The organism is Thermosulfurimonas marina, assembly GCF_012317585.1.
Lineage (GTDB): Bacteria > Desulfobacterota > Thermodesulfobacteria > Thermodesulfobacteriales > Thermodesulfobacteriaceae > Thermosulfurimonas_A > Thermosulfurimonas_A marina.
This window is the reverse complement of sequence record NZ_CP042909.1, coordinates 1,124,913-1,145,632: the sequence shown is the minus strand read 5'-3', so window position 1 is coordinate 1,145,632 and position 20,720 is coordinate 1,124,913. Positions and strand designations below refer to the sequence as shown.

Annotated in this window: 22 protein-coding genes and 2 tRNA genes; 16 read left to right on the top strand and 8 right to left on the bottom strand. The window is 60.0% G+C overall.

Annotated features, from left to right (window positions below; all coding sequences use genetic code 11):
• Positions 1 to 10 precede the first annotated feature (10 nt).
• Positions 11 to 1,624, top strand: coding sequence for a carbon starvation CstA family protein (locus FVE67_RS06010; RefSeq protein WP_168719730.1), 1,614 nt, complete (start codon positions 11 to 13; stop codon positions 1,622 to 1,624).
• Here FVE67_RS06010 and FVE67_RS06005 read toward each other — a convergent pair.
• From FVE67_RS06005 to FVE67_RS05990, 4 genes are all read right to left on the bottom strand, one after another.
• Positions 1,598 to 2,254 (bottom strand): 7-carboxy-7-deazaguanine synthase QueE, encoded by a 657-nt coding sequence (locus FVE67_RS06005; RefSeq protein WP_246167851.1) that lies wholly within the window; start codon positions 2,252 to 2,254, stop codon positions 1,598 to 1,600. The genes FVE67_RS06010 and FVE67_RS06005 overlap by 27 nt on opposite strands.
• A complete protein-coding gene (gene queD, locus FVE67_RS06000; protein ID WP_246167850.1) occupies positions 2,232 to 2,651 on the bottom strand; it encodes a 6-carboxytetrahydropterin synthase QueD in 420 nt (139 codons plus the stop codon). The genes FVE67_RS06005 and queD overlap by 23 nt, the downstream gene beginning before the upstream one ends.
• Positions 2,617 to 2,691 (bottom strand) — tRNA-Cys (locus tag FVE67_RS05995). The genes queD and FVE67_RS05995 overlap by 35 nt, the downstream gene beginning before the upstream one ends.
• 22 nt (positions 2,692 to 2,713) lie before the next feature.
• Positions 2,714 to 2,785 (bottom strand) — tRNA-Met (locus FVE67_RS05990).
• A 71-nt stretch (positions 2,786 to 2,856) separates the two neighbouring features.
• On the opposite strand from FVE67_RS05990, the gene FVE67_RS05985 reads away from it, so the two are divergent.
• Both FVE67_RS05985 and FVE67_RS05980 read left to right on the top strand, forming a co-directional pair.
• Positions 2,857 to 3,519: a Crp/Fnr family transcriptional regulator gene (locus tag FVE67_RS05985; RefSeq protein ID WP_168719729.1), complete on the top strand. Its 663-nt coding sequence runs from the start codon at positions 2,857 to 2,859 to the stop codon at positions 3,517 to 3,519.
• Positions 3,506 to 4,135, top strand: coding sequence for a TrmH family RNA methyltransferase (locus FVE67_RS05980; RefSeq protein WP_281347169.1), 630 nt, complete (start codon positions 3,506 to 3,508; stop codon positions 4,133 to 4,135). Before FVE67_RS05985 ends, FVE67_RS05980 begins: the two co-directional genes overlap by 14 nt.
• A gap of 4 nt (positions 4,136 to 4,139) precedes the next feature.
• On the opposite strand, the gene FVE67_RS05975 is transcribed toward FVE67_RS05980, so the two are convergent.
• Entirely contained in the window at positions 4,140 to 4,415 is a 276-nt protein-coding gene (locus FVE67_RS05975) for a hypothetical protein (protein ID WP_168719727.1), read from the bottom strand.
• 68 nt (positions 4,416 to 4,483) lie between these two features.
• Between FVE67_RS05975 and FVE67_RS05970 the strand changes: the two genes are divergently transcribed.
• The 5 genes from FVE67_RS05970 to FVE67_RS05950 all read left to right on the top strand — a co-directional run bounded on the left by FVE67_RS05970 (position 4,484) and on the right by FVE67_RS05950 (position 10,436).
• On the top strand, positions 4,484 to 6,226 hold the full coding sequence (locus FVE67_RS05970) for an ArsB/NhaD family transporter (protein WP_168719726.1): 1,743 nt from the start codon (positions 4,484 to 4,486) through the stop codon (positions 6,224 to 6,226).
• Between the two features lie 11 nt (positions 6,227 to 6,237).
• The gene (locus tag FVE67_RS05965; protein ID WP_168719725.1) at positions 6,238 to 7,176 is read left to right on the top strand and encodes a universal stress protein; all 939 of its coding nucleotides are present in this window, start codon (positions 6,238 to 6,240) and stop codon (positions 7,174 to 7,176) included.
• Positions 7,177 to 7,235: 59 nt separating this feature from the next.
• A complete protein-coding gene (locus FVE67_RS05960) occupies positions 7,236 to 8,210 on the top strand; it encodes a sulfite exporter TauE/SafE family protein (protein WP_168719724.1) in 975 nt (324 codons plus the stop codon).
• Between the two features lie 21 nt (positions 8,211 to 8,231).
• A complete protein-coding gene (locus tag FVE67_RS05955) occupies positions 8,232 to 8,642 on the top strand; it encodes a hypothetical protein (protein ID WP_168719723.1) in 411 nt (136 codons plus the stop codon).
• Positions 8,643 to 8,708: 66 nt separating this feature from the next.
• Positions 8,709 to 10,436, top strand: coding sequence for a chloride channel protein (locus FVE67_RS05950; RefSeq protein ID WP_168719722.1), 1,728 nt, complete (start codon positions 8,709 to 8,711; stop codon positions 10,434 to 10,436).
• Here the strand turns inward: FVE67_RS05950 and FVE67_RS05945 are convergent.
• The 3 genes from FVE67_RS05945 to trpD are packed head-to-tail and all read right to left on the bottom strand — an operon-like array spanning position 10,433 to position 13,475.
• A complete protein-coding gene (locus FVE67_RS05945) occupies positions 10,433 to 11,092 on the bottom strand; it encodes a potassium channel family protein (RefSeq protein WP_168719721.1) in 660 nt (219 codons plus the stop codon). The two genes, FVE67_RS05950 and FVE67_RS05945, sit on opposite strands and share 4 nt — an antisense overlap.
• On the bottom strand, positions 11,092 to 12,444 hold the full coding sequence (locus FVE67_RS05940) for a TrkH family potassium uptake protein (RefSeq protein WP_210534569.1): 1,353 nt from the start codon (positions 12,442 to 12,444) through the stop codon (positions 11,092 to 11,094). Before FVE67_RS05940 ends, FVE67_RS05945 begins: the two co-directional genes overlap by 1 nt.
• On the bottom strand, positions 12,441 to 13,475 hold the full coding sequence (gene trpD / locus FVE67_RS05935; RefSeq protein WP_168719719.1) for an anthranilate phosphoribosyltransferase: 1,035 nt from the start codon (positions 13,473 to 13,475) through the stop codon (positions 12,441 to 12,443). The genes FVE67_RS05940 and trpD overlap by 4 nt, the downstream gene beginning before the upstream one ends.
• 123 nt (positions 13,476 to 13,598) lie before the next feature.
• Here trpD and FVE67_RS05930 point away from each other — a divergent pair, with 123 nt between their 5' ends.
• The 8 genes from FVE67_RS05930 (at position 13,599) to larE (ending at position 20,671) form a co-directional block, all read left to right on the top strand.
• Positions 13,599 to 15,302: an FAD-dependent oxidoreductase gene (locus tag FVE67_RS05930; protein WP_168719718.1), complete on the top strand. Its 1,704-nt coding sequence runs from the start codon at positions 13,599 to 13,601 to the stop codon at positions 15,300 to 15,302.
• A 3-nt stretch (positions 15,303 to 15,305) separates the two neighbouring features.
• Positions 15,306 to 15,680, top strand: coding sequence for a fluoride efflux transporter CrcB (gene crcB / locus FVE67_RS05925; protein ID WP_168719717.1), 375 nt, complete (start codon positions 15,306 to 15,308; stop codon positions 15,678 to 15,680).
• On the top strand, positions 15,677 to 16,027 hold the full coding sequence (locus FVE67_RS05920; protein WP_168719716.1) for a DUF190 domain-containing protein: 351 nt from the start codon (positions 15,677 to 15,679) through the stop codon (positions 16,025 to 16,027). The genes crcB and FVE67_RS05920 overlap by 4 nt, the downstream gene beginning before the upstream one ends.
• The gene (hisS, locus tag FVE67_RS05915) at positions 16,024 to 17,292 is read left to right on the top strand and encodes a histidine--tRNA ligase (protein ID WP_246167848.1); all 1,269 of its coding nucleotides are present in this window, start codon (positions 16,024 to 16,026) and stop codon (positions 17,290 to 17,292) included. The genes FVE67_RS05920 and hisS overlap by 4 nt, the downstream gene beginning before the upstream one ends.
• A gap of 10 nt (positions 17,293 to 17,302) precedes the next feature.
• Positions 17,303 to 18,016, top strand: a complete 714-nt coding sequence (locus tag FVE67_RS05910) for a sulfite exporter TauE/SafE family protein (protein WP_168719715.1) — start codon at positions 17,303 to 17,305, stop codon at positions 18,014 to 18,016.
• A 72-nt stretch (positions 18,017 to 18,088) separates the two neighbouring features.
• Positions 18,089 to 18,685: a CBS domain-containing protein gene (locus FVE67_RS05905; RefSeq protein WP_168719714.1), complete on the top strand. Its 597-nt coding sequence runs from the start codon at positions 18,089 to 18,091 to the stop codon at positions 18,683 to 18,685.
• Between the two features lie 16 nt (positions 18,686 to 18,701).
• Complete coding sequence (locus tag FVE67_RS05900) at positions 18,702 to 19,901, top strand: homocysteine biosynthesis protein (RefSeq protein ID WP_168719713.1); 1,200 nt, start codon at positions 18,702 to 18,704, stop codon at positions 19,899 to 19,901.
• Positions 19,898 to 20,671, top strand: a complete 774-nt coding sequence (gene larE, locus FVE67_RS05895; RefSeq protein WP_168719712.1) for an ATP-dependent sacrificial sulfur transferase LarE — start codon at positions 19,898 to 19,900, stop codon at positions 20,669 to 20,671. Before FVE67_RS05900 ends, larE begins: the two co-directional genes overlap by 4 nt.
• Positions 20,672 to 20,720: the final 49 nt, after the last annotated feature.

Sequence of the window (20,720 nt, the reverse complement as noted above, 5' to 3'; positions counted from 1 at the left end):
TAATAAGACCGTGTCGGCTAGGTGGCTGGGCCTAGGAGCAGGGCTGATCTTTCTGGCGGGCTACCTTTTTTATGCCCGTCTGCTCTCCCGTTGGTTTGGCCTGGACGACCGGCATCTCACCCCGGCCCATCGCCTGCGAGACGGGCTGGATTTTGTGCCCACCTCCACCCCGGTCCTTTTCGGACACCACTTTGCCTCCATCGCCGGGGCCGGGCCCATAGTCGGGCCCATTCTGGCCGCTTCCTACGGCTGGTTGGGGGTCTTTCTCTGGCTGGTCCTCGGGGCGGTGCTCGCCGGAGGGGTACACGATATGGGCTCCATGGCCGCCTCCCTCCGACACGAGGGCCGGTCCATCGGGGAACTCCTGCGGCAGTATCTTGGCCCCTCCGCCCAGAGGCTTTTTCTGGCCTTCGCCGTGGCCACGCTGATCCTGGTGGTGGCCGCCTTCGATGTTATCGTAGCCAAGACCTTTGTGGCCTCACCCCCGGTAGCCACGGCCTCTCTGGGCTTTCTGATTCTGGCCGTACTTTTCGGCCTCCTTTACTATCGCGCCGGGGTCCCCCTTCCGGCAATCACCCTTTTCGGACTCCTGGGATTGGCCCTTTCCATCTGGCTGGGCTTTCGCTTCCCCCTCCACCTCAAGGAGCCCCTTTGGCGGGCCCTCCTTTTGGGCTATGTGTTTCTGGCCTCGGTCCTTCCCATCTGGCTCCTCCTCCAACCTCGGGACTACCTTAACGCCTTTCTCCTTTACGCCCTCCTTTTGGGGGCCCTGGTGGGACTCTTTTTAAAGGCCCCGGAGGTGCGGCTTCCGGTCTATACCGGCTTTTTCAACGACCTCGGCCCTCTTTTTCCCCTCCTTTTCGTGATCACCTCCTGCGGGGCCATCTCCGGATTTCACTCCCTGGTGGCCTCCGGGACCACAGCCCGCCAGGCAGACCGGGAATCCCAGGCCCGTTCCGTGGGCTACGGGGCCATGCTCCTTGAGGGGGTCCTGGGGGTGGTCTCCCTGTGTGCGGTGATCGGGTTTACCCTGGCCGACTACCAGAGTCTTCTCAAGGCTAAGGGCCCTATCGCGGCCTTCGCTTTAGGGGTCGGGCATTTTCTTTCCGCCCTGGGGATTCCCCCGGAAAAGGGGCGGGCCTTTGCCGCGCTGGCGGTCTCGGCCTTTGCCCTGACCTCTCTGGATACCGCCACCCGGGTGGCCCGCTTCATGGTGGAAGAGTTTTTCAGCCCCGCCGGGGAACATGTCTCCACCGCCCGAAGCCGCACCCTTTTCACCCTCTTGGTAGTGGCCGCCGCCGGGGGGCTGGCCTTCTCCGGGGCCTGGCAAAGGATCTGGCCTCTCATGGGCGCCGCCAACCAGTTGCTTGCGGCCCTGGCCCTGCTGGCCCTCACCGTCTGGCTGACCAGCACCGGGCGCTTTGCGGCCTTCGTGAAAATTCCGGCCCTTTTCATGCTGGCCGTCACCCTTACGGCGCTCGTGCTTCTGGCCCGCAAAAATTTTCTTTCCGGAAAATGGTTACTGGCGGTCCTTTCCCTGATTCTCCTGGTCCTGACCCTGCTTCTCCTGCGCCTGGCGGCCCGGAAGCTCTTTTCTTCAGGGAAGGCCCAGGAACTTGTGTAGCTGGACCTGAAGACGCACCGGAAGGCGATCCTCAAGGATTAAACGGGCCAGTCTTTCTGGAGACATCTCTCCCCAGACCGGAGAAAAATAGACTTCGGTAAAAAAGAAAAGCCCGAGCTCCAGCGTCTTTTCCCGGGCAAAACGGTAGTCCTCCTCGTCGGCAATGACGAATTTCACCGCGTCCCTGGGGGTAAGGTAGCGCAGGTTTTCGTAGAGCATGCACGCGTTCATCCCCGAAGAGGGGGTCTTGAAGTCCATGATCTTGACCACCTCCCGGGGGACGGACCTCAGGGAAAGGCTTCCGTTGGTCTCGAGATAGATCCGCGCTCCCCGGCGGAGAAGGGCTCTCATGAGCTCCAGGGAGGCTTCCTGAAGAAGGGGCTCGCCTCCGGTAAGGAGGACCTCCTTAAGGCCCGTGGCCTCGAATTCCTTAAGGATGGCGGAAAGGGTTAGGGGGCGTCCAGCCTCGGGGCTCCGGGCCGGAGAAGTATCACACCAGCGACAGGCCAGATTACAGCCGGCCAGACGCACGAAAAAGGCCGGCCGACCACAAGCCGGACCTTCCCCCTGAAGGCTCACGAAGGTCTCAAAGACCCGGAGGACGGGTTCAGTCGGGAAGATAGGTGGCACAGGCCCTTTCGGTCTCGCAGACCGTAACCCGGGAGACCTTTACCGGATGCCCCGAGAGTTTTTCACAGAGTCTTTGATAAATGTAGCGGGCCAGGTTCTCCGAGGAGGGATTTTCTTTGCCGAAGGCCGGGTGCTCGTTGAGGAAACGGTGGTCGAGCTCCGCCACCACTTCCCGGAGCGCCCGCTTGAGTTCCTTAAAATCAAGAAGGATCCCGATCTCATTGAGTTCTTTTCCGCGGACGCTCACCTCCACCTGCCAGTTGTGCCCGTGAAGATTCTCACAGGCCCCTTCATAGCCCCGGAGTTGATGCGCCGCGGCAAACTCTTCTCGGACCGTAAGCTCGAACATATCCTGGAAAATCTGGAGGCGGCGCGGGGATTCGAACCCCGGATTCACGGCTTTGCAGGCCGTCGCCTTACCGCTTGGCTACGCCGCCTCGGCTTCTTTCTATTTTATCATGGCGGCGGAGGGACTCGAACCCCCGACCTAGGACTTATGAGATCCCCGCTCTACCGCTGAGCTACGCCGCCACCGCATTTCTTAAATCTTTCAGGCCTTCGGGGCTTTGTCAAGGGTGGCCGGAGGGTTAAAATCAAGCTCTATGGAACTGGAACTTCTGGGGAAAAGCCTTCTTTTTCGGGGGCTTGCAGAGGAGGCCCTGCGCGAGATCCGGGGTATCGCCCTTTCCAAAGTCTTCGAAAAGGGAGAGGTCATCTTTTCGGAGGGGGCCGAGGCCCGGGGATTTTTTCTAGTCCTGGAAGGGAGGGTTAAGGTCTATCGGCTCTCGGCCCGGGGGCGGCAACAAATCCTCCATGTTTTCGGTCCGGGAGAGGCCTTTGCCGAGGCGGCCCTCTTTTCCGAGGCCCGCTATCCGGCCTGGGCTGAGGCCTTAGAAAAGACTCGGGTACTCTTCTTTCCCCGCAAAGCCTTCCTGGACCTCGTTCGGCGACGCCCGGAACTGGCCCTAAATATGCTGGCTCTCCTTTCTCTGCGTCTGCGTTCCCTGGCCGAACTGGTGGAAACACTTTCCTTGAAGGAAGTCCCGGAAAGACTGGCGGCCTATCTTCTTTATCTCGCGGAAAGAAACGGGTCGGAATTCGATTTAGAGATCCCCAAGGGGGAGCTGGCGGCCCTTCTGGGCACGGTGCCGGAGACCCTCTCCCGGGTGCTTTCCCGTCTCAGCGAGGCCGGGCTCATTGAGGTCTCCGGAAAAAGGATCCGTATCCTCAATGAGGAGGGGTTACGAAGACTTGGAAAGAGATAACCCTTATCTGGTCCTTCCCCGGAGATTGGCCCGCATGCGGGAGGTCCTCGCCCGGCGCCAAAAGGACCTCGTGCTTTTTCTGGACCGGGTCAAGAATGAACACAACTTCTCCGCCCTGATCCGCACCGCCGAGGCCGTGGGTCTCCAGGAGATCTGGTACGGCTTCGAGGAACCCTACGAAGCCCCTATAAATGTAGGGGTCACCCTCGGAGCCCATCGCTGGGTCTTTCTGCGCAAGACCGAGGACCCCCGCGCCACCCTGGAGGACTTCCGGAACCGGGGCTTTCAGGTGGTGGTCACCTGGCTGGGGGCGGGCACCCGGGATTTTCGCGAAGTGGATTATACCCGTCCCACGGTGATCGTGGTGGGAAACGAGGTGGAGGGGGTCTCTCCGGAGCTCCTGCCCCTGGCCACGCACCGCATCATGATCCCCATGGTGGGCATGGTGCGCAGTCTAAATGTTTCCGTAGCTACGGCGGTCATCCTCTATGAGGCCTTTCGGCAGCGGGAGGCCGCCGGTCTCTACGAGCGCCCCCAGCTCTCTTCCTCCGAAATAGAGGCCATCCTCCGCAAATGGGCCTACGAGGACGTGCTGCGCCAGAGACGGAAAAAATAAAACCTCACCCCAGGTCTTCAGCCTCGGCCAGATCGTCGGCATAGAAGACCTCTAAGGAAAGGCCTTCTTCGAGAAGGCGGGCCACCAAAAGGTCCACCTGGTGGGCCCGGGCCGGATTCCCTTCGGCCGGAACAGGAAGGCGCAGGGCCGCCCGCGGCGGACGCACCGAAAGGACCTCCACCTCCATCCGAAAATCCGGGGGAAGACCCTTCAATTCCTCCTTGAAAAGGCGCCGCAAAAAGAGGCGCAGATCTTTGGCGGATTTAAAATTCCGGCCCATATCCGGGATTTACAAAAAGCCCGAAATTTAGTAAAGCGGAGAAGATAAAGAATCGCGAGGTGGTGGCCATGCGCAAAGTGCTCCTACTGCTCCTGGTAGGCCTCCTTTTCTGGACCGCCTGGGCCTGTGCGGAAGATTCTACCTCTTCGGAGCCCCTTCTAAGACTTTATCTTACCGGAAGGGTGCTCGATTCCCACAAGGAACCGGTGGCCGAGGCCGAGGTCCGGCTTCTCCTCCACGGGAAGGCCCTGACCTTCCGCAAGGGGGAGCACGGGCACCAGGAGGTGGAAAGTATCGAAACCGAGGCCGACGGTTCCTTTCAGGTGGTGGCCGAGATCCCGGAAAAGGCCCTGGAGGAAGGCGGGCTGGAGGTGGAAATCTTTAAGAGCAGTTTTAAGCCGGTCACCCTCTCCATTGAACCCTCGGAGCTTGCCCGTCACGGCCAGGATCTTTTCGTGGTCAAAAACGTGATCCTTGAGCGCCATTTGGGCCCGGCCTTCTGGATCGCCACCATAGTCTTTATTCTGGCCTATGCCCTTATCAGTTTTGAACTCCTCCACCGGACGGTGGCCGCCATGCTCGGGGCGGCCCTCATGTTGGTAGTCACCTACACTCTGGGGATATGGGACCCGGCCTACCACATCATCTCCTATGAACGGGCCATCCGGGCCATCGACATGAACGTGATTTTCCTCCTCATGGGGATGATGATCGTGGTGGGAGTCCTCAAGCGCACCGGGGTCTTTCAGTGGTGCGCTTATAAAAGCTATCAGCTGGCCCGGGGAAATGTCTTTCTCCTCTGTGTCATCCTTTCGGCCTTTACCGCCGTGACCTCGGCCTTTCTCGACAACGTGACCACCATGCTCCTTTTGACCCCGGTCACCATTGAGATCGCTCTCTCCCTCAAGATCTCCCCCCTGGTCCTGCTCATTCCGGAGATCCTGGCCTCCAATGTGGGGGGAACGGCCACCCTCATCGGCGACCCTCCGAATATCATGATCGGCTCCTATACCGGACTCACCTTCATGGATTTTGTAAAGAATCTCACCCCGGTGGTAGCCCTTTCCATGATCGCCCTCTTTGTCTTTAGCAAGCTGGTCTATGGAAAGGATTACGCCCGGGGCCAGGTGGAAGACGTGGAGGGTTTCATCGCCCGCCTGCGGGAGGAGTACCGCATCACCGACGGGACCCTGCTGGCCGTAGGGCTTATCATCATGGCCGTCCTCATCTTCTTTTTCGTCACGCACGGGATCTTCCACATGGAGGTCTCGGTGGCCGCCCTCTTCGGGGCCTCCCTCCTTTTCACCTACGCCCTGGTCACCAAGAAGGTGGACCTCCTGGAGGTGGTAGAAAAGGACATTGAGTGGACCACCCTCCTCTTTTTCATGTTCCTTTTCATCCTGGTGGGGGCGGTGGAAGAGGTGGGACTCCTTTCCCTTATCGCCGACAAAGTCTATCACCTCTCTAAAGGGTCCCTTACGGCGGCGGTCTGCCTCATCCTCTGGGTGGCGGCCATCATGAGCGCTTTCGTGGATAACATTCCCTTTACCGCCACCATGCTTCCCATCGTGGCCTATCTCTCCCGGGTAATCCCGGGAGCGGAGTCGAACGTCCTCTGGTGGGCCCTGGCGCTGGGGGCCTGTTTCGGAGGCAACGGGACCATGATCGGGGCCAGCGCCAACGTGGTCACTCTGGGGATCGCCGAGGCCGCCGGACACCGCATCCGCTTTTTTGAGTACATGAAGGTGGGCTTTGTTTACATGGTCCTGAGCGTGGCCCTGGCCAATGTCTGGCTTTTAATCTTCTACTAGGAGGGTCTCTTATGCCGGCGAGATTCTTTCCTCATCTGGAAAAGATCCTGATCCCTCTGGGAAAGGACGGGGCCTCGGAGGCCCTTTTGAGCTTCCTCATCTGTCTTCTAAAGGGGCTTCCCCCAGATTTGGTAAAGACCGTCTATCTGGTCCATGTGGTCTCCTCGGATGCCCTCAAAAAGGCCTCTCGGCGGGACCTCCGGCTGGAGTCTCTTTTTGCCGAAAAGGACTTTCTCCGGGAACTCTATCGGGAATATCTTCGCCGAGAGGCCGAACCCTTTCTGGCCGAGGCCCGGGAAAGGCTCCAGGCGGCCCTTCCCCATCTCCTAGTAAAGGAAGTCATCCTCAGCGGAAATCCTCCGAAGGTCCTCTCCCGTTTCGCCTACGAGGAGAAATGCGGAGCGGAAATCATCGCCCGCCGGGCCCGTTCCCACATTTCTGAGCTCCTCCTTGGCAGTTGCACCCACGCCCTGGTCCACCGCCCTGGAGAACACTCCACCTATGTAGTGGGACGCAAGTTCCTGGAAGCCGAAAGTTGTCGGAAACCGCGCCTTCTGGTCTGCCTGGACGATTCCCCACCCAGCTGGAAGGCCCTGGAAGAGGCGGCGGGTTTGGCCCTCCTCTGGGGGGCCCAGGAGATGGTCCTTTTTCATGTGGTGGATCTGGTCCCGGTGGCCCAGGAGGAGAGGGCCCCGGAGGGAGAGGCCCTTCTGGGTTCGGCGGAGACCTTTCTGCACCAAGCGGGAGTGGAGGTCCCGATAAGCCGGCGGGTGGCCGTGGGAGAGCCCGCGGAAGAGATCGTGAAGGAGGCGGAAGAGGGGGACTATGACCTGGTCTTTATGGGACATCGCGGTCGCAGCGCCTTGGAGGAGATCTTCCTGGGAAGTGTCTCCGAGCGGGTCATGCACCGGCTGGTTTCTCCCACTCTAGTGATCGTCACCCGGAGGTAGCCTTGCAAAAAAGGAAAGGAGCGTTAAAGAGGGACAAAATCGTCCAAAGGAGGGAGGGGATGAAGTTGGGGAAAAGACTATGGTATCCGGCGTTAATTGTCGCAACTCTGGTTTGGCTTTATTTTTCGAGAGACACCCTGGCGGCCGAGGTCCCAGCCAAGGGGGGCTGGCCCTGGTGGGCCTGGCCCACCATCCTTTTCCTTTTCACCTTTACCATCGGCATCATCTCTCCCATGTCCGGAGTGGGAGGGGGGGTGCTCTTTGTGCCCCTTTCCACGGCCTTCTTTCCCTTCAGCGTGGACTTCATCCGGGGGGCCGGGCTCATCATGGCGGTGACCAGCGCCTACTCCTCGGTCCCCAGTTTTGCCCGCAAGGGCCTGGCCAACATCCGGCTCATGGCCGCGGTGGGCTGGGTGGTTATGGTCTCCTCCATCATCGGGGGCTTTGTGGGCCTCTGGGTGAGCAACGCCTTTCCCAACGGGAAATGGTACATCATCTTTGCCCTGGGCATCATCCTCCTGGTGGTCTTCATCATCATGATCACCTCCAAGCGGGTGGAGTATCCGGAGGTAAAGGAACAGGACTCCGTCTCCAAGGCCCTGGGGCTTAAAGGGAGCTGGTATGAGCCTACCTTAGGCCGCATAGTGGAGTACAAGGTGACCCGCTTTGTACTCTCGCTCTTTCTTTTCGCCGGGGTGGGCTTCATTGCCGGGATGTTTGGCCTCGGGGCCGGGTGGGCCAACGTGCCGGTGCTCAACCTGGTCATGGGCTGCCCCATCAAAGTGGCTGTGGCCACCAGCATGGCCATCATCATGGTCAACGCTGCGGCCATCTGGGTCTACATGGCTAAAGGGGCCACTCTCCCGCTCATTGTGGTCCCTGCGGTTCTGGGGATCACCCTCGGGGCCCGCGTGGGGGCCTGGCTTACGGTGCGCGTGAAGCCGGCCTTTATCAAATATTTGGTCCTGGGAATCATGCTGCTGGCCGCGGTCCTCAATGTGATCAAGGCCCTAAAGGGGCTTCATGTAATTTAAATCTTTTAAGGAGGGTTGGTCATGGAAAACAAAGTGCAAATTGATCCTATAAACGAGGCCTTTGCCCGCGCCACGGAGATTTCCACCTATATTGGGGTGGCGGTGATGATCGTCTTCGGGCTCCTTTACCTCATCGGTCTGCCGGGCTTTGTAGATATGCATCAGGCTGTGACCCACTGGCACCTCTCTGTGGACGAGTTCTGGCGTCAGATTAAAGGGGCCCCCCTTTACGGCTATTCCTGGTTCCTCTCCCACCTCAACAAGATGGATTGCCTGAGCATGATCGGTATTGCTATTCTTTCCTTTGTGCCGGTCTTCGGGTTCTTGGCCGCCATCCCCAGGAGCCGCTCCAAGGCCTACACCATCTTCTTTCTCATCCTCATTGCCGGATTCGTCTTTGCGGTTATCCAGCCCATCGTAATGCCTAAATAGGTTGTCTTTCAAAGGCCCCCTTCGGGGGGCCTTTATTTTGGCCCTGATTGCCCCTAAGCTAAAAATATGCGCTGGGCACAGCGACTTCCCCGGGTCAATGAACATGTAATAAACGCCGTCCTAGCCATCCTTATCGGTCTCATCGGCGGAGCGGGGGCCATCGTCTTCCGCTTCATGATCAAATTCTTTCAGGAATTCTTCTATCACGATGCCCGGGACTTTCTCCTCTTTTATCACCAAGTACCCTTCTGGCAAAAGCTTCTTTTCCCGGCGCTGGCCGGTCTTATTGTGGGGCCCATCATTCACTTTTTGGCCCACGAGGCCAAGGGACACGGGGTACCGGAGGTTATGGAGGCCCTCGTGGTGCGCGGAGGGCGCCTCCGGGCCCGGCTCACCCTGGTGAAGATGTTCGTCTCCGCCCTTTGTATCGGCTCCGGAAGTTCCGTAGGTCGGGAGGGGCCCATCGTCATGATCGGCTCCTCGGCGGGATCCATGATAGGGCAGCTTCTCCGAGCCCCGGAGGAACGCCTGCGCACCCTGGTGGGCTGTGGGGCGGCGGCAGGGATCGCCGCCACCTTTAACGCCCCCATCGCCGGGGTCCTCTTTGCGGTTGAGATCCTCCTCAACGACTTTCGCCTGGAACGCTTCAGTCCCATCGTGCTCTCTTCGGTAGTGGCCACAGCGGTGGCCCGGCGCTACCTGGGAAATTTTCCAGCCCTTAAGGCCCCTGCCTATCAACTGGTAAGCCTTCAGGAATTTTTCTTCTACGCTCTCTTAGGGTTGGCCGCGGGGTTGGCCGCCCTTCTTTTTATCGAATTACTCTATCGCTCTGAAGATTTCTTTGAAAAATTGCCTTTTCCCGACTACTTCAAACCGGCCCTGGGAGGTCTTCTTTTAGGAATCCTCCTCCTCTTTGTTCCCCATGTGTTTGGCGTGGGCTACGGGGCGGTCAACCAGGCCCTACTCGGAGGCTTTTCCGGAAGGACTTTTCTTCTCCTTATCCTGGCCAAGATCCTCGCCACTTCCCTGGTCCTGGGTTCCGGGCACTCTGGAGGGGTCTTTGCCCCCTCACTTTTCATCGGGGCCATGACCGGGGGGTTCGTGGGCTCGGTGGTGCACGCCCTCTTTCCGACCATTACCGCCTCTGCCGGGGCTTACGCCCTGGTGGGTATGGGGGCGGTGGTTGCGGCCACCACCCATGGTCCCATTACGGCCATCCTTATCATCTTCGAGCTTACCGGAGACTACAGTATCATCCTGCCCCTCATGCTCTCCTGCATTGTAAGCCTCTTCGTGGCCACCCAGCTCAAAGAAGGCTCCATTTACACCATTAAACTCAGGCGGCGAGGACTCACCCTCAAGAGGGGTTGGGAGGAACAAATCCTGACGAGCACCCGGGTGGGAAAGATCATGAGTCGGGAATTTGAGAGCCTGCCGGAGACGACCCCCCTTCCCCGGGTGATCGAGGCCCTAGGCCGCAGCCCCCATTCCTATCTCCTGGTAACCAATGAAAAGGGGGAGCTTTCCGGCATTATCTCCTTTCATGATGTGCGCCAGGCCCTCCTTAAGGAACGAGAGGAGGCCCAGAGACTCACCGCCAAAGACATCGCTACCCAGGAGGTGATCACGGTAACCCCGGAGGATACCCTGCTTGAGGCCCAGCACCGGCTAGCCCGCCTAGGAGTTTCACAACTTCCGGTAGTAGATAGCCGCAACCCTAAACAGGTGGTAGGAATCATTTCCCTCCGCGAGATCCTCAACTTCCACGAAAAGGAGCTCCTCAAAAAGCTTTAACCCTCCAGGGCTAAGGCGGCGAGATCCTTTTGATGCCCCACGAGATAAAGGATATCGTCGCGCTCAATGACGTAATCTGCCGGGGGCAGGAGCTGGATCTGGTCCGCAAAGGCCCTTTTGACCCCGATGACGTAGACTCGGTATTTCCGGCGTAGATCCAGCTCTTTGAGACTTTTGCCCACAAATTCTGGAGGGGGTTTGACCTCGGTAATATAAAAATCGGGCAGAAGGGGCAAGAAGTCCAGAAAATTGGGCATAACCAGAGAGCGGGCCAGGCGTATGGCCGAATCCCTTTCCGGGATGATCACCCGATGGGCCCCAATGAGGGAAAGGATTTTGGCCCCCTCTTCATTTAAGGCCTTGGCGATGATGTTCCGGGCTCCTAACTCCTTGAGGAAAAGGGTCACCAGCACACTCTGGGCCAAGGACCCTATAGCCACCACCACGGTGTCCATCTTGTCGAAACCGAGGTGCTCCAAGGTCTCCTTGCGTGTAGCGTCAGCCACCACCGCCTGGGAGACTACAGAGCTGATCTCCTCTACGGCCTTTTCCGAACGATCTACCGCCACCACTTCCTGACCCTGCTCCGCGAGAGTGCGGGCCAGATAACTTCCGAACCGCCCCAAACCAATGATGCCGAACTGTTTCTTGGCCATCAGCCGAGAAGGACCTCCTCCTTGGGATAATAAAACTCTTTGGGTCTGGAGGAAAGACCGGTCAGGAGGATGGCCAGGGAAAGGACTCCCACCCGGCCCACATACATGGTACCGATGATCACCCCCTTAGCCCAAGGAGAAAGCTGCGGGGTAATTCCGGTGGAAAGACCCACGGTACCCAGGGCGGAGACGGACTCAAAGAGCCGGGCCAGAAACTCCGTCCCCGAGGCCGCAAAGGCCCGGGAGGGGGCCCCCAGGATAAGAAGAAACTGGGAGATGTAGATGGTGAAGGCGTAAAGGGCCGCCAGGGTCAGGGCCTTGAAGACCAGATCCTGAGGTATAGTGCGCCGGAATACTGTGGGTTGGGGATATCCCCGCAGGCGGCTGATCACCGAGGAGGCCAGGACCCCGAAGGTGGTGGTCTTGATCCCTCCTCCCGTGGAGCCGGGACAGGCCCCGATAAACATAAGAAAGATCAGGACATAGAGGGACACCTCTCCGAAACGAGAAAGGTCCACCAGACTGAATCCGGCGGTGCGGGAACTTATACTCAGGAAAAAGGCGTTGAGGAGTTTCTGAGGGAGAGAAAGTCCGGAAAAGGCCCTGTTGCCCTCAAAAATAAGGAAAAGAAGGGCCCCCAAAAGGATCAGGCCCCCATGGACCGTTAAGGTCAGCCGGGTATGGAGGGACCATCTCCGCCTCTGCCGGAGGACCAGACGGTGAAAGACTTCGAAAACAATGGGAAATCCGGTATTGCCCGCCAAAATGGCCAGAGCTATGACCGCCGGAAGGTAAAAGGCCTCTTTGTAGGGACTTAACCCCTGAGGGAGATCGGAAAATCCGGCGTTACAGAAGGCGGAGATCGCATGAAAGAGGGCGTGAAAGAACCCCTCCGGAGAAAACCCCTCCCCGAAGGCCGGCCAAAGCAGAAGGGTCACCAGGGCCTCGGTAAAGAGGGTATAGGCCACAATGGTAAGAAGAAGGGGCTTGAGATCCACCCCGGGATAAGGGGCAAAGCTCTCTTTGAGGGTTAGACTCTCGCCCACGGGGACCGTTCGGCCCATGAGGACGAAAAAGAGGGTGGAAAAGGTCATAATTCCCAGTCCCCCTAGCTGAATAAGGGTCAGGATGACCACCTTGCCCCCAAAGGTAAAGGTGGTGGCCGTGTTGACTACGGTGAGTCCGGTGACGCAGACCGCGGAAGTGGCGGTAAATAGGGCATCCAGAAAGGACAATTTTCCGCGATGCATCCAGGGTAGCCAGAGAAAAAGGGCCCCTACCGCCGCCGCTGCCGCAAAGGAAAAGGCCAAATAAAGAGTAGAACGCAAAGGGGGACGGACCAAAGGCCTCATTGACATACGGTCTGAAAGAAGCGCCGGATCTCCTCCAGTTTCTGCCGGGCCGCCCCGGACTCCAGGACCTCCCGAGCCAAAGCCACCCCACCCCTGAGATCCAGGGTCTTTTCTGCGGCGTAAAGGGCCGCCCCGGCGTTGAGGAGGACCATATCCCTTTTGGGGCCGGTTTCTTTTCCGGAAAGAAGGTTTTCAAGGAGCCGGGCGTTCTCCTGGGCGTCTCCTCCCAGGAGTTCTCCGGGATCTTCGCAGAATTCCAGACCCACATCCTGCGGGTCCACATAATAGGTGGTGATGCGCCCCTCCCGGAGCTCGGAGACCTTGGTAGAGCCGGTCACGGTAAACTCATCGTAGCCCCCTTCACCGAAGACCACCAGGGCCCGCCGGGCCCCCAGGGCATCCAGGGCGTAGGCCATCTTTTCCGTGAGCCGGAAGTCGAAGACTCCCAGGACCTGGGTGTCGGCCAGGGCGGGATTGGCCAGAGGCCCCAGAAGATTAAAGATGGTGCGAAAGCCGAGCTCCCGCCGGGGGCCCGCCACCTCTTTCATGGCCGGGTGATAAGCCGGGGCAAAAAGGAAACAGAAACCCACTTCCCGAAGGGCCCGAGCCGAGACCTCCGGGGGGACCTCCAGGGGAATCCCCAGGGCCTCTATCACATCCGCACTTCCGGAACGGCTGGTCACCGAGCGGTTGCCGTGCTTGGCCACCGGAACCCCGGCCGCGGCCACCACCAGGGCCGCCGCCGTAGAGACGTTGAAGGTCCCCTTGGCGTCGCCCCCGGTGCCGCAGGTATCCACCACCGGGCCGGAAAGGCCGTGCTCCACCCGCACCATGTGCTCCCGGAGGGCCCGGGCCGCCCCGGCGATCTCCCTCCAGGTCTCACCCCGCATCCGCCAGGCGGCAAGAAGGGCCCCGATCTGGGCCGGAGTGGCCCGGCCCTCCATAATGAACCCCACGACCCGGGCGGCCTCTTCCTCAGAAAGTTCCCGCCCTTCTACCAACCGTCTGAGATAGGCTCGGAGGTCCTCCATGGGCCTCTCCACGGATAATTTTTTCTGGAGTTTACCCTCAAACGGAAAAAAGGGGAATTTCTTGGTTTGCAGGATGGTCCACCCAGTGATATGAAAGAGGAAATCCCTTTGCAGGAGGCGCCCATGGGCAAACGCATCGTGGTCATCGGAGCCGTGGCCTGCGGGCCCAAGGCCGCCTGTCGGGCCAAGCGCCTCATGCCCGAGGCGGAGATAACCCTGATCGATAAGGACGATCTCATTTCCTACGGGGGTTGCGGGATACCTTACTATGTCTCCGGGGACATCCCGGACGAAAATCACCTCCGGGAGACCTCCTTTCACATGCTCCGGGACGAATATTTCTTTGAGAACGCCAAGGGGATCGACCGGGTCCTCACCCGGACCCTGGCCACGGAGATCGATCGGAAGCGCAAAGTGGTTCGGGTAAGGTACCTTGATTCCGGAAAGGAGGAAGATCTCCCTTACGACCAGCTGGTGCTCGCCACCGGAGCCACGCCCTTTCTTCCTCCTATTCCCGGGCGGGACCTCGACGGGGTCTTTGCCATCTCCAATCTGCACAAGGCCATTGAGATCAAGAACCGCCTGGCCCGGGGGCAGGTGGAACGGGCGGTGATCATCGGGGCCGGGCCCATCGGGCTGGAGATGGCCGAGGCCTTCTCCGACCTCTGGGGGGTGGAGACCACGGTGCTCGAGTACTTTGACCAGCCCCTTCCACGGATCATCGATCCCCCGCTGGCCCGCATGGTGGCCCATCACCTGAAGGAAAAAGGGGTGCGCCTGGTGCTGAACGCCCGGGTGAAGGAGATCCGGGGGAAGGACGGCCGGGTGACCGAGGTGGTGGAAGAAAACGGCACCTATCCCGCGGATCTGGTAGTTTTTGCCACCGGGGTACGGCCCAACGTGGAACTGGCCCAAAAGGCCGGACTCCTCGTGGACCGGGGCATCGTGGTCAACCACCGGATGCAGACCTCAGACCCGGATATTTATGCCGGAGGAGACTGCGTGGAGATCCCGCACCTCGTCCTGGGAAAGCGGATGGTCATGCCCCTGGGCTCCCTGGCCAATCGCCAGGGCCGGGTCATCGGGGACAACCTGGCCGGCCGTCCCACCAAATTTCCCGGGACCGTGGGGGCCTTCATCATGAAATGTTTTGACCTGGCGGTGGGGGCCTGCGGGATTTCCCTTTCCGTGGCCCGGGCCGAGGGCTTTGAGGCCGACTACGCCCTCAACAACCAGACCGAAAGGGCCCACTACTTTCCGGGGGCGGAATTCATCTTCGTGGAGCTGGTCTTTGACCGGAGGACCCGGAGGGTGCTGGGCTTTCAGGCCGTGGGGCCCAACACCGACGGGACCCTGGCCCGGCTTCACGCCCTCTCCTCCCTCCTTCCCCACCGGCCCACGGTGGAGGACCTCATCGGGCTGGAGTTGGCCTACGCCCCACCCTACAATTCGGCCCTGGATCCCATCCACGATGTGGCCCATACCGCGGAAAACCTCCTTACCGGTCTTCTGGTGCAGATGGACTGGGACGAAGTCCTGCGGCGCCTGAGGGAGGGAGATCCGGAAACGGTCTTCGTGGACACCCGGCATCCCAAGGAGGCCGAACCCCTGGTTAAGAAGTATCCCGGGCGCTGGATCCACGTGGAGTACGACAAGGTCCGCCGCGAGATGGACCGCATCCCCCGGGACAAGGACGTAATCATCATCTGTAACTCCAGCCGGCGAGCCTACGAGGCCCAGCGCTGGCTCATGGCCGCAGGCTATACCCGCACCTTTGTGCCTCCCGGAGGGCTCAACTTCGTAAGGCGCTGGGGAGTGGAACTTTAAACCATGAAATGGCTCCTGGTGGGCCTCGGGGGCTTCCTCGGGGCCCTGGCCCGATACACGGTAAGCGGTTGGTGTCTGCGCCTGGGCGGGGCCTTCCCCTGGGGAACCCTGGCCGTAAATCTTCTGGGATCCTTGGGGCTGGGTTTTCTCATGGCCCTGGCCGAAGAGACCCTCCTGATCTCCCCGGAGGTGCGCCTTTTTCTCGCCGTGGGCTTTTTGGGGGCCTTTACCACCTTTTCCACCTTTGCCTATGAGACCGAGCGCCTCCTTTCCGAGGCGGAGTGGATACTGGCTGCGGCCAACGTCGCGGGAAGTCTTTTTCTGGCTATAATGGGGGTAAAAGCAGGGGCCCTCTTGGCCCGGGTGATCGCCAAATGAAAAAGCGCTGCGTGCTCCTTTCCATTTATGTGGATGAAGACGAAAAGCGGGGACGCAAGCCCCTTTATCGGGCCATTCTCGATCTCCTGTGGGAAAAGGACATTCACGGGGTAACCGTCTTTAAGGGCGTCTACGGATACGGTCCGGACAAAAAGGTGCATACCGCCCGGCTCCTCCGGGCCTCGGAAAACCTTCCGGTAAAGATCGAAGTGGTGGAAACCCTGGAGAAGGTGAAAGAGATCCTTCCGGAACTGGAGGCCCTCATCACCCGGGGCCTCATCACCGTAACGGAACTCCTTCTCCTTTCCCACAAGAGTCCTCCCTGCGAGGAGGCCCGGAAGCCATGAAAATGATTAAGGCGGTGCGTGGTTTTAAGGATATCCTGCCGGAGGAGACCCCGGCCTGGCGCAAACTTGAAGAAAGGGCCCGGGAGATCCTTTTCCGCTACGGATTTTCCGAGATAAGACTTCCCATTCTCGAACGGACGGAGCTTTTTGCCCGGGGGATCGGGGAGGCCACAGACATCGTGGAGAAGGAGATGTACACCTTTGTGGACCGCAGCGGGGAGAGCCTCACCCTGCGTCCGGAGGCCACGGCCGGTATGGTGCGGGCCTTCATCGAACACGGCTTTCAGGCCCGCCCCAAGCCTCTCAAGCTCTTCACCCTGGGTCCCATGTTCCGCCACGAACGGCCCCAGAAGGGACGCCTGCGCCAGTTTCACCAGCTGGACGTGGAGGTCTTCGGGGAGGCCTCCCCGGAGATGGACGCGGAGCTGGTGGGAATGGCCCTGGAGATTCTTTCGGCCGGCGGGGCCCAGGGGCTTAAGCTAGAGGTAAACTCCCTGGGCTGTCCGGAATGTCGAACCCCCTATCGAGAGGTCTTGCAGGGCTTCCTTGAGGAACACCGGGAGGCCCTTTGCGAAGACTGCCAGCGCCGCACCGAGCGCAATCCCCTGCGGGCCTTGGATTGCAAGCGCGAGACCTGTCGCCGGATTTACCAGGAAGCCCCGACCCTTTCCCGTTATCTCTGTGAGGCCTGCCGCAAGCATTACCAGACCTTTCTCCAAGGGCTCTCCCTCCTAGGGATTTCCTTTTCCGAAAATCCTCACCTGGTCCGGGGGCTCGACTACTACACTCGGACCATTTTCGAGATCAAGGCCCCGGGGCTCGGGGCCCAGGACACCGTGGCCGCCGGGGGTCGCTACGACGGGCTGGTGGCCTCTCTGGGAGGGCCGGAGACCCCGGCGGTGGGCTTCGCCATCGGCCTGGAACGCTGGCTCCTTTGTGCCCAGAACCTGAAGCCCTCTCCCTCAAGGCCGGACCTTTTTATTGCCCCCCTGGGAGAAGAGGCCCGGCGCGCAAGCCTCTGGCTTTCTCGAACTCTCCGGAGCCGGGGACTTAACGTGGAGACCGACTATAGCGGAAGAAGCCTGAAGGCCCTCCTGCGCCAGGCCGACCGCCTGGGAGCCGCCCGGGCCCTCCTTCTGGGAGAAAGGGAACTTTCCCAAGGGCAAGCCCTCTTGCGCGATCTCCGTACCGGGGAGCAAACCTCCATTCCCTTTCAAGACCTTAAGGATCTGGCCAACCGCCTCCTCATCGAGATCCTTTTTTGAGACCCCCTCTATGTGGGAAGGATTGATCCTCTTTTTCGCGGCCTTTGTCCACGGGCTGGCCGGCTTTGCCTTCGCTCTGCTTTCCGTCCCCCTCCTTTCCCTGAGGCACCCCTTCCAGGAGATCGTCCCCCTCATCGCCCTTTTCGGAGCCACCATGAACGCCATCATGCTCTGGCTTCTACGGAAAAACTTTCATCTGCGTGCGGTGGCCGGGCTGGTGGTGGGGGCCATTCCCGGGATCTTCCTCGGGGCCAGGGCCCTGGGAACCTTCCCTGAAAAGCCCCTGCGGGTCCTCCTTTTCCTGGTGATCTCCACCTATTGTGCCTGGGAGGTCCTTTCTCCCCGGGCCACAAGGGTTCGGCTCTCCGCGGCCTGGGGCCCCCTTTTCGGGCTGGCCGCGGGCTTCCTGGGGGGGCTCCTCATGGCCCCCGGCCCCCCGGTAGTCATCTACGTAAGCCTCCTGCGGATAGGCAAAGACGAGTTAAAGAGTGCCCTTCAGGGGGCCTTTCTGACCATGGCCTTTTTCATGATTCTGGCCCACGGTCTTTACGGGCTCCTTACCCAAGAAACTCTCCGAAGCTACCTCCTTTATTTACCGGTAGTTTTGACCGGTATGGCCCTGGGGCAGGCCCTTTACCTGCGTCTGGGGGATCGCTCCTATCATCGCCTGGTGCACCTTTTTCTCTTCCTCTCCGCCCTGGCCTCCTTTTTAAAAGTTTTTTGAAAATCCACGTTTCCGCTTGCCGAAGGGCCTGGAGCGGAATAGATTGAGGAAAATCTTTCAAGGAGTAGGCGTTTGAAGGTCAAGCATTGGATGATCAAGGAGGTGATCCGCATCTCTCCGGAGGATACCCTGGGGGAGGCCTTGCGGCTCATGCGGGAGTATTCCATCCGCCATCTTCCGGTAACCGAGAAGGATCGCCTGGTGGGCTTTCTCACCGAAAGCACCCTCCGGCAATATGTGCGTCCGGAAGATCTCTCCCGAAGGGTGCGGGAAATCATGATCGTAAGACCCATCACCGTCTCTCCCGAGGCCACCATCGAGGAGGCGGCCCGGCTCATTTACCGTCACAAGATTGGGGGGCTTCCGGTGGTGGAGGGAGAGCGTCTGGTAGGCATCCTCACCATTACCGATCTTCTGGAGGCCTTTATTGAGTTTATGGGACTTTTGCGGGCCAGCAGCCGCATAGACGTGATCCCTCGGGATCCGGAAGGCCTGGAAGGGGTGCTGGACCTCATCCGGGCCCACGGAGGAAAGGTCATTTCCATCGGTATGGAGATGGAGCCCACCGGAGAGAAGATCTACCACATCCGCCTGGAAAAAATGCCCTTAGAGGCCCTGGCCTCGGCCCTGGAAGTGGCCGGGCACCGGGTGGTCTCGCTGGTGGAATAAAGACAGGAGGGGAGCCATGGGAGATTACAAGGTGAAAAAGACCATCGAGGAGATCAACGAAAAGATCCGGCGGGGGGAGGCCGTAGTGGTCACCGCCGAGGAGATGGTGAAGATCGTGCGCGAGGTGGGGCCCGAGGAGGCCGCCCGCGAAGTAGATGTGGTCACCACCGGCACCTTTTCTCCCATGTGTTCCTCCGGGGCCTTCATCAACTTCGGCCATCCCGTACCCACCATCAAGGCTTACCGGGTCTGGCTAAACGGGGTCCCGGCCTACGCCGGCCTGGCCGCGGTGGACATCTATATTGGGGCCACGGAGCCTGCGGAGGACGATCCGCTGAACAAGGTCTTTCCCGGAGAGTTCCGCTACGGCGGTGGACATGTCATCCACGATCTGGTGGCCGGCAAAAAGGTCCATCTCCGGGCCATAGCCTACGGGACTCACTGCTATCCCCGCAAGGAGTACGAGACCGAAATCACCCTCAAGGATCTCCCCTACGCCGTCCTCTGTAATCCGCGCAATGCCTACCAGAACTACAACTGCGCCATCAATCTTTCCGAAAAGACCCTATACACCTATATGGGAGTCCTGCGTCCGCATGCCGGAAACGCCAACTACGCCACCGCTGGACAACTCTCCCCCCTTCTCAAAGACCCCTACCTTAAGACCATCGGCATCGGGACCCGTATCTTTCTGGGAGGGGCCAAGGGCTATGTGGTCTGGGCCGGAACCCAGCACCGCATGGAGGTAAAGCGCACGGAGAAAGGGGCCCCGCTGGCCCCCGCGGCCACCCTCATGGTCCTCGGAAACCTCAAAGAGATGGATCCCCGCTGGGTGGTGGGCACCAGCCATCTGGGCTACGGCTGTTCCCTGGCCGTAGGGCTGGGGATTCCTATTCCAGTCCTGAACGAAGAGGTGGCCCGCTTTGCCGGACTGGGAGACGACGAACTCTTCACCCAGGTGGTGGACTATGCCTACGATTATCCCAACGGAATCAAACGTCACTACGGGATCGTGAGCTACGCGGAGCTCAAAAGCGGAAAAATCAAGGTCCTAGACAAGGAGGTCCCCACGGTGCCCATCTCCAGTTACGTGCGGGCCCGGGAGATCGCCGAGATCCTCAAACGCTGGATCCAGAACGGAGAGATGCTCCTGACCGAGCCGGTGGCCCCGCTGCCGGGGGCGGAACTCTTCCCCTTTCGCGATCGTTCCTCATGATCCCGGAGGCCCTGCGTCAGGTGCTCCTTTCGGCCCGCAGGGCGGCGGTGGCCTTCTCCGGCGGTGTGGATAGCGCGGTCCTTCTGGCCTGCGCCGTACAAGTCCTGGGGCCGGAAAAGGTCGTGGCCCTCCATGCCGTAGGGGAGATCTTTGCCCCGGAGGAAAGGAAACTGGCCCGGGAGACGGCCCGAAGCCTCGGGGTAAGATTCGAAGAAATCCCGGTGGATTTCCTGTCTCTTTCGGCCTTTAGGGAAAACCCCCCGGACCGGTGCTACTACTGCAAGCGTCACCTCCTGGGTCTCTTTCTGGAGAGGGCCCGCCAACTCGGAGTGGAAGCCCTTTGGGAGGGGACCCAAAAAAGCGATCTTTCTAGCTTTCGGCCCGGGCTCAAGGCCCTCTCCGAGCTCGGAGTGCGCAGTCCTTTGGCCGAGGCCGGCCTCACCAAGGAGGAGGTAAGGTCCCTGGCCCGGGCCCTGGGCCTTCCCCAGGCCGAAAGGCCCTCCTCCCCCTGTCTGGCCACCCGTTTCCCCCCCGGAGAACCCGTGACCTCCGAGGCCCTCTTCCTGGTCTATCGTGCGGAAAAGACCCTGAGGGATCTCCTAGGGGAAGAAATCCTCCGGGTGCGCTATCTCCGGGGAGAAGCCCGGCTGGAGGTCCCTCCGGAGGTCCTGCCTCGGGTCTTTTCCGAAAGGTCTCAAGTGGTGGAGGTCCTTCGAGCCCTGGGTTTCCGCCGGGTAAGCCTCGATCTTGAGGGATACCGGTCTTCCTAAAATTTTCACAAACTTGTGAAAAAGTCGAAAAAGGGTTAGCTTATAAAGC

Coding starts and splice junctions, on each gene's coding strand:
- FVE67_RS05960 (WP_168719724.1), top strand. CDS start 7,236: ATGAAGTTGGGGAAAAGACTATGGTATCCGGCGTTAATTGTCGCAACT.
- FVE67_RS05930 (WP_168719718.1), top strand. CDS start 13,599: ATGGGCAAACGCATCGTGGTCATCGGAGCCGTGGCCTGCGGGCCCAAG.
- FVE67_RS05910 (WP_168719715.1), top strand. CDS start 17,303: ATGTGGGAAGGATTGATCCTCTTTTTCGCGGCCTTTGTCCACGGGCTG.
- FVE67_RS05975 (WP_168719727.1), bottom strand. CDS start 4,415: ATGGGCCGGAATTTTAAATCCGCCAAAGATCTGCGCCTCTTTTTGCGG.
- FVE67_RS05955 (WP_168719723.1), top strand. CDS start 8,232: ATGGAAAACAAAGTGCAAATTGATCCTATAAACGAGGCCTTTGCCCGC.
- FVE67_RS05940 (WP_210534569.1), bottom strand. CDS start 12,444: ATGAGGCCTTTGGTCCGTCCCCCTTTGCGTTCTACTCTTTATTTGGCC.
- FVE67_RS05900 (WP_168719713.1), top strand. CDS start 18,702: ATGGGAGATTACAAGGTGAAAAAGACCATCGAGGAGATCAACGAAAAG.
- FVE67_RS05945 (WP_168719721.1), bottom strand. CDS start 11,092: ATGGCCAAGAAACAGTTCGGCATCATTGGTTTGGGGCGGTTCGGAAGT.
- hisS (WP_246167848.1), top strand. CDS start 16,024: ATGAAAATGATTAAGGCGGTGCGTGGTTTTAAGGATATCCTGCCGGAG.
- trpD (WP_168719719.1), bottom strand. CDS start 13,475: ATGGAGGACCTCCGAGCCTATCTCAGACGGTTGGTAGAAGGGCGGGAA.
- FVE67_RS05950 (WP_168719722.1), top strand. CDS start 8,709: ATGCGCTGGGCACAGCGACTTCCCCGGGTCAATGAACATGTAATAAAC.
- FVE67_RS05970 (WP_168719726.1), top strand. CDS start 4,484: ATGCGCAAAGTGCTCCTACTGCTCCTGGTAGGCCTCCTTTTCTGGACC.
- FVE67_RS05965 (WP_168719725.1), top strand. CDS start 6,238: ATGCCGGCGAGATTCTTTCCTCATCTGGAAAAGATCCTGATCCCTCTG.
- FVE67_RS05985 (WP_168719729.1), top strand. CDS start 2,857: ATGGAACTGGAACTTCTGGGGAAAAGCCTTCTTTTTCGGGGGCTTGCA.
- FVE67_RS05920 (WP_168719716.1), top strand. CDS start 15,677: ATGAAAAAGCGCTGCGTGCTCCTTTCCATTTATGTGGATGAAGACGAA.
- crcB (WP_168719717.1), top strand. CDS start 15,306: ATGAAATGGCTCCTGGTGGGCCTCGGGGGCTTCCTCGGGGCCCTGGCC.
- larE (WP_168719712.1), top strand. CDS start 19,898: ATGATCCCGGAGGCCCTGCGTCAGGTGCTCCTTTCGGCCCGCAGGGCG.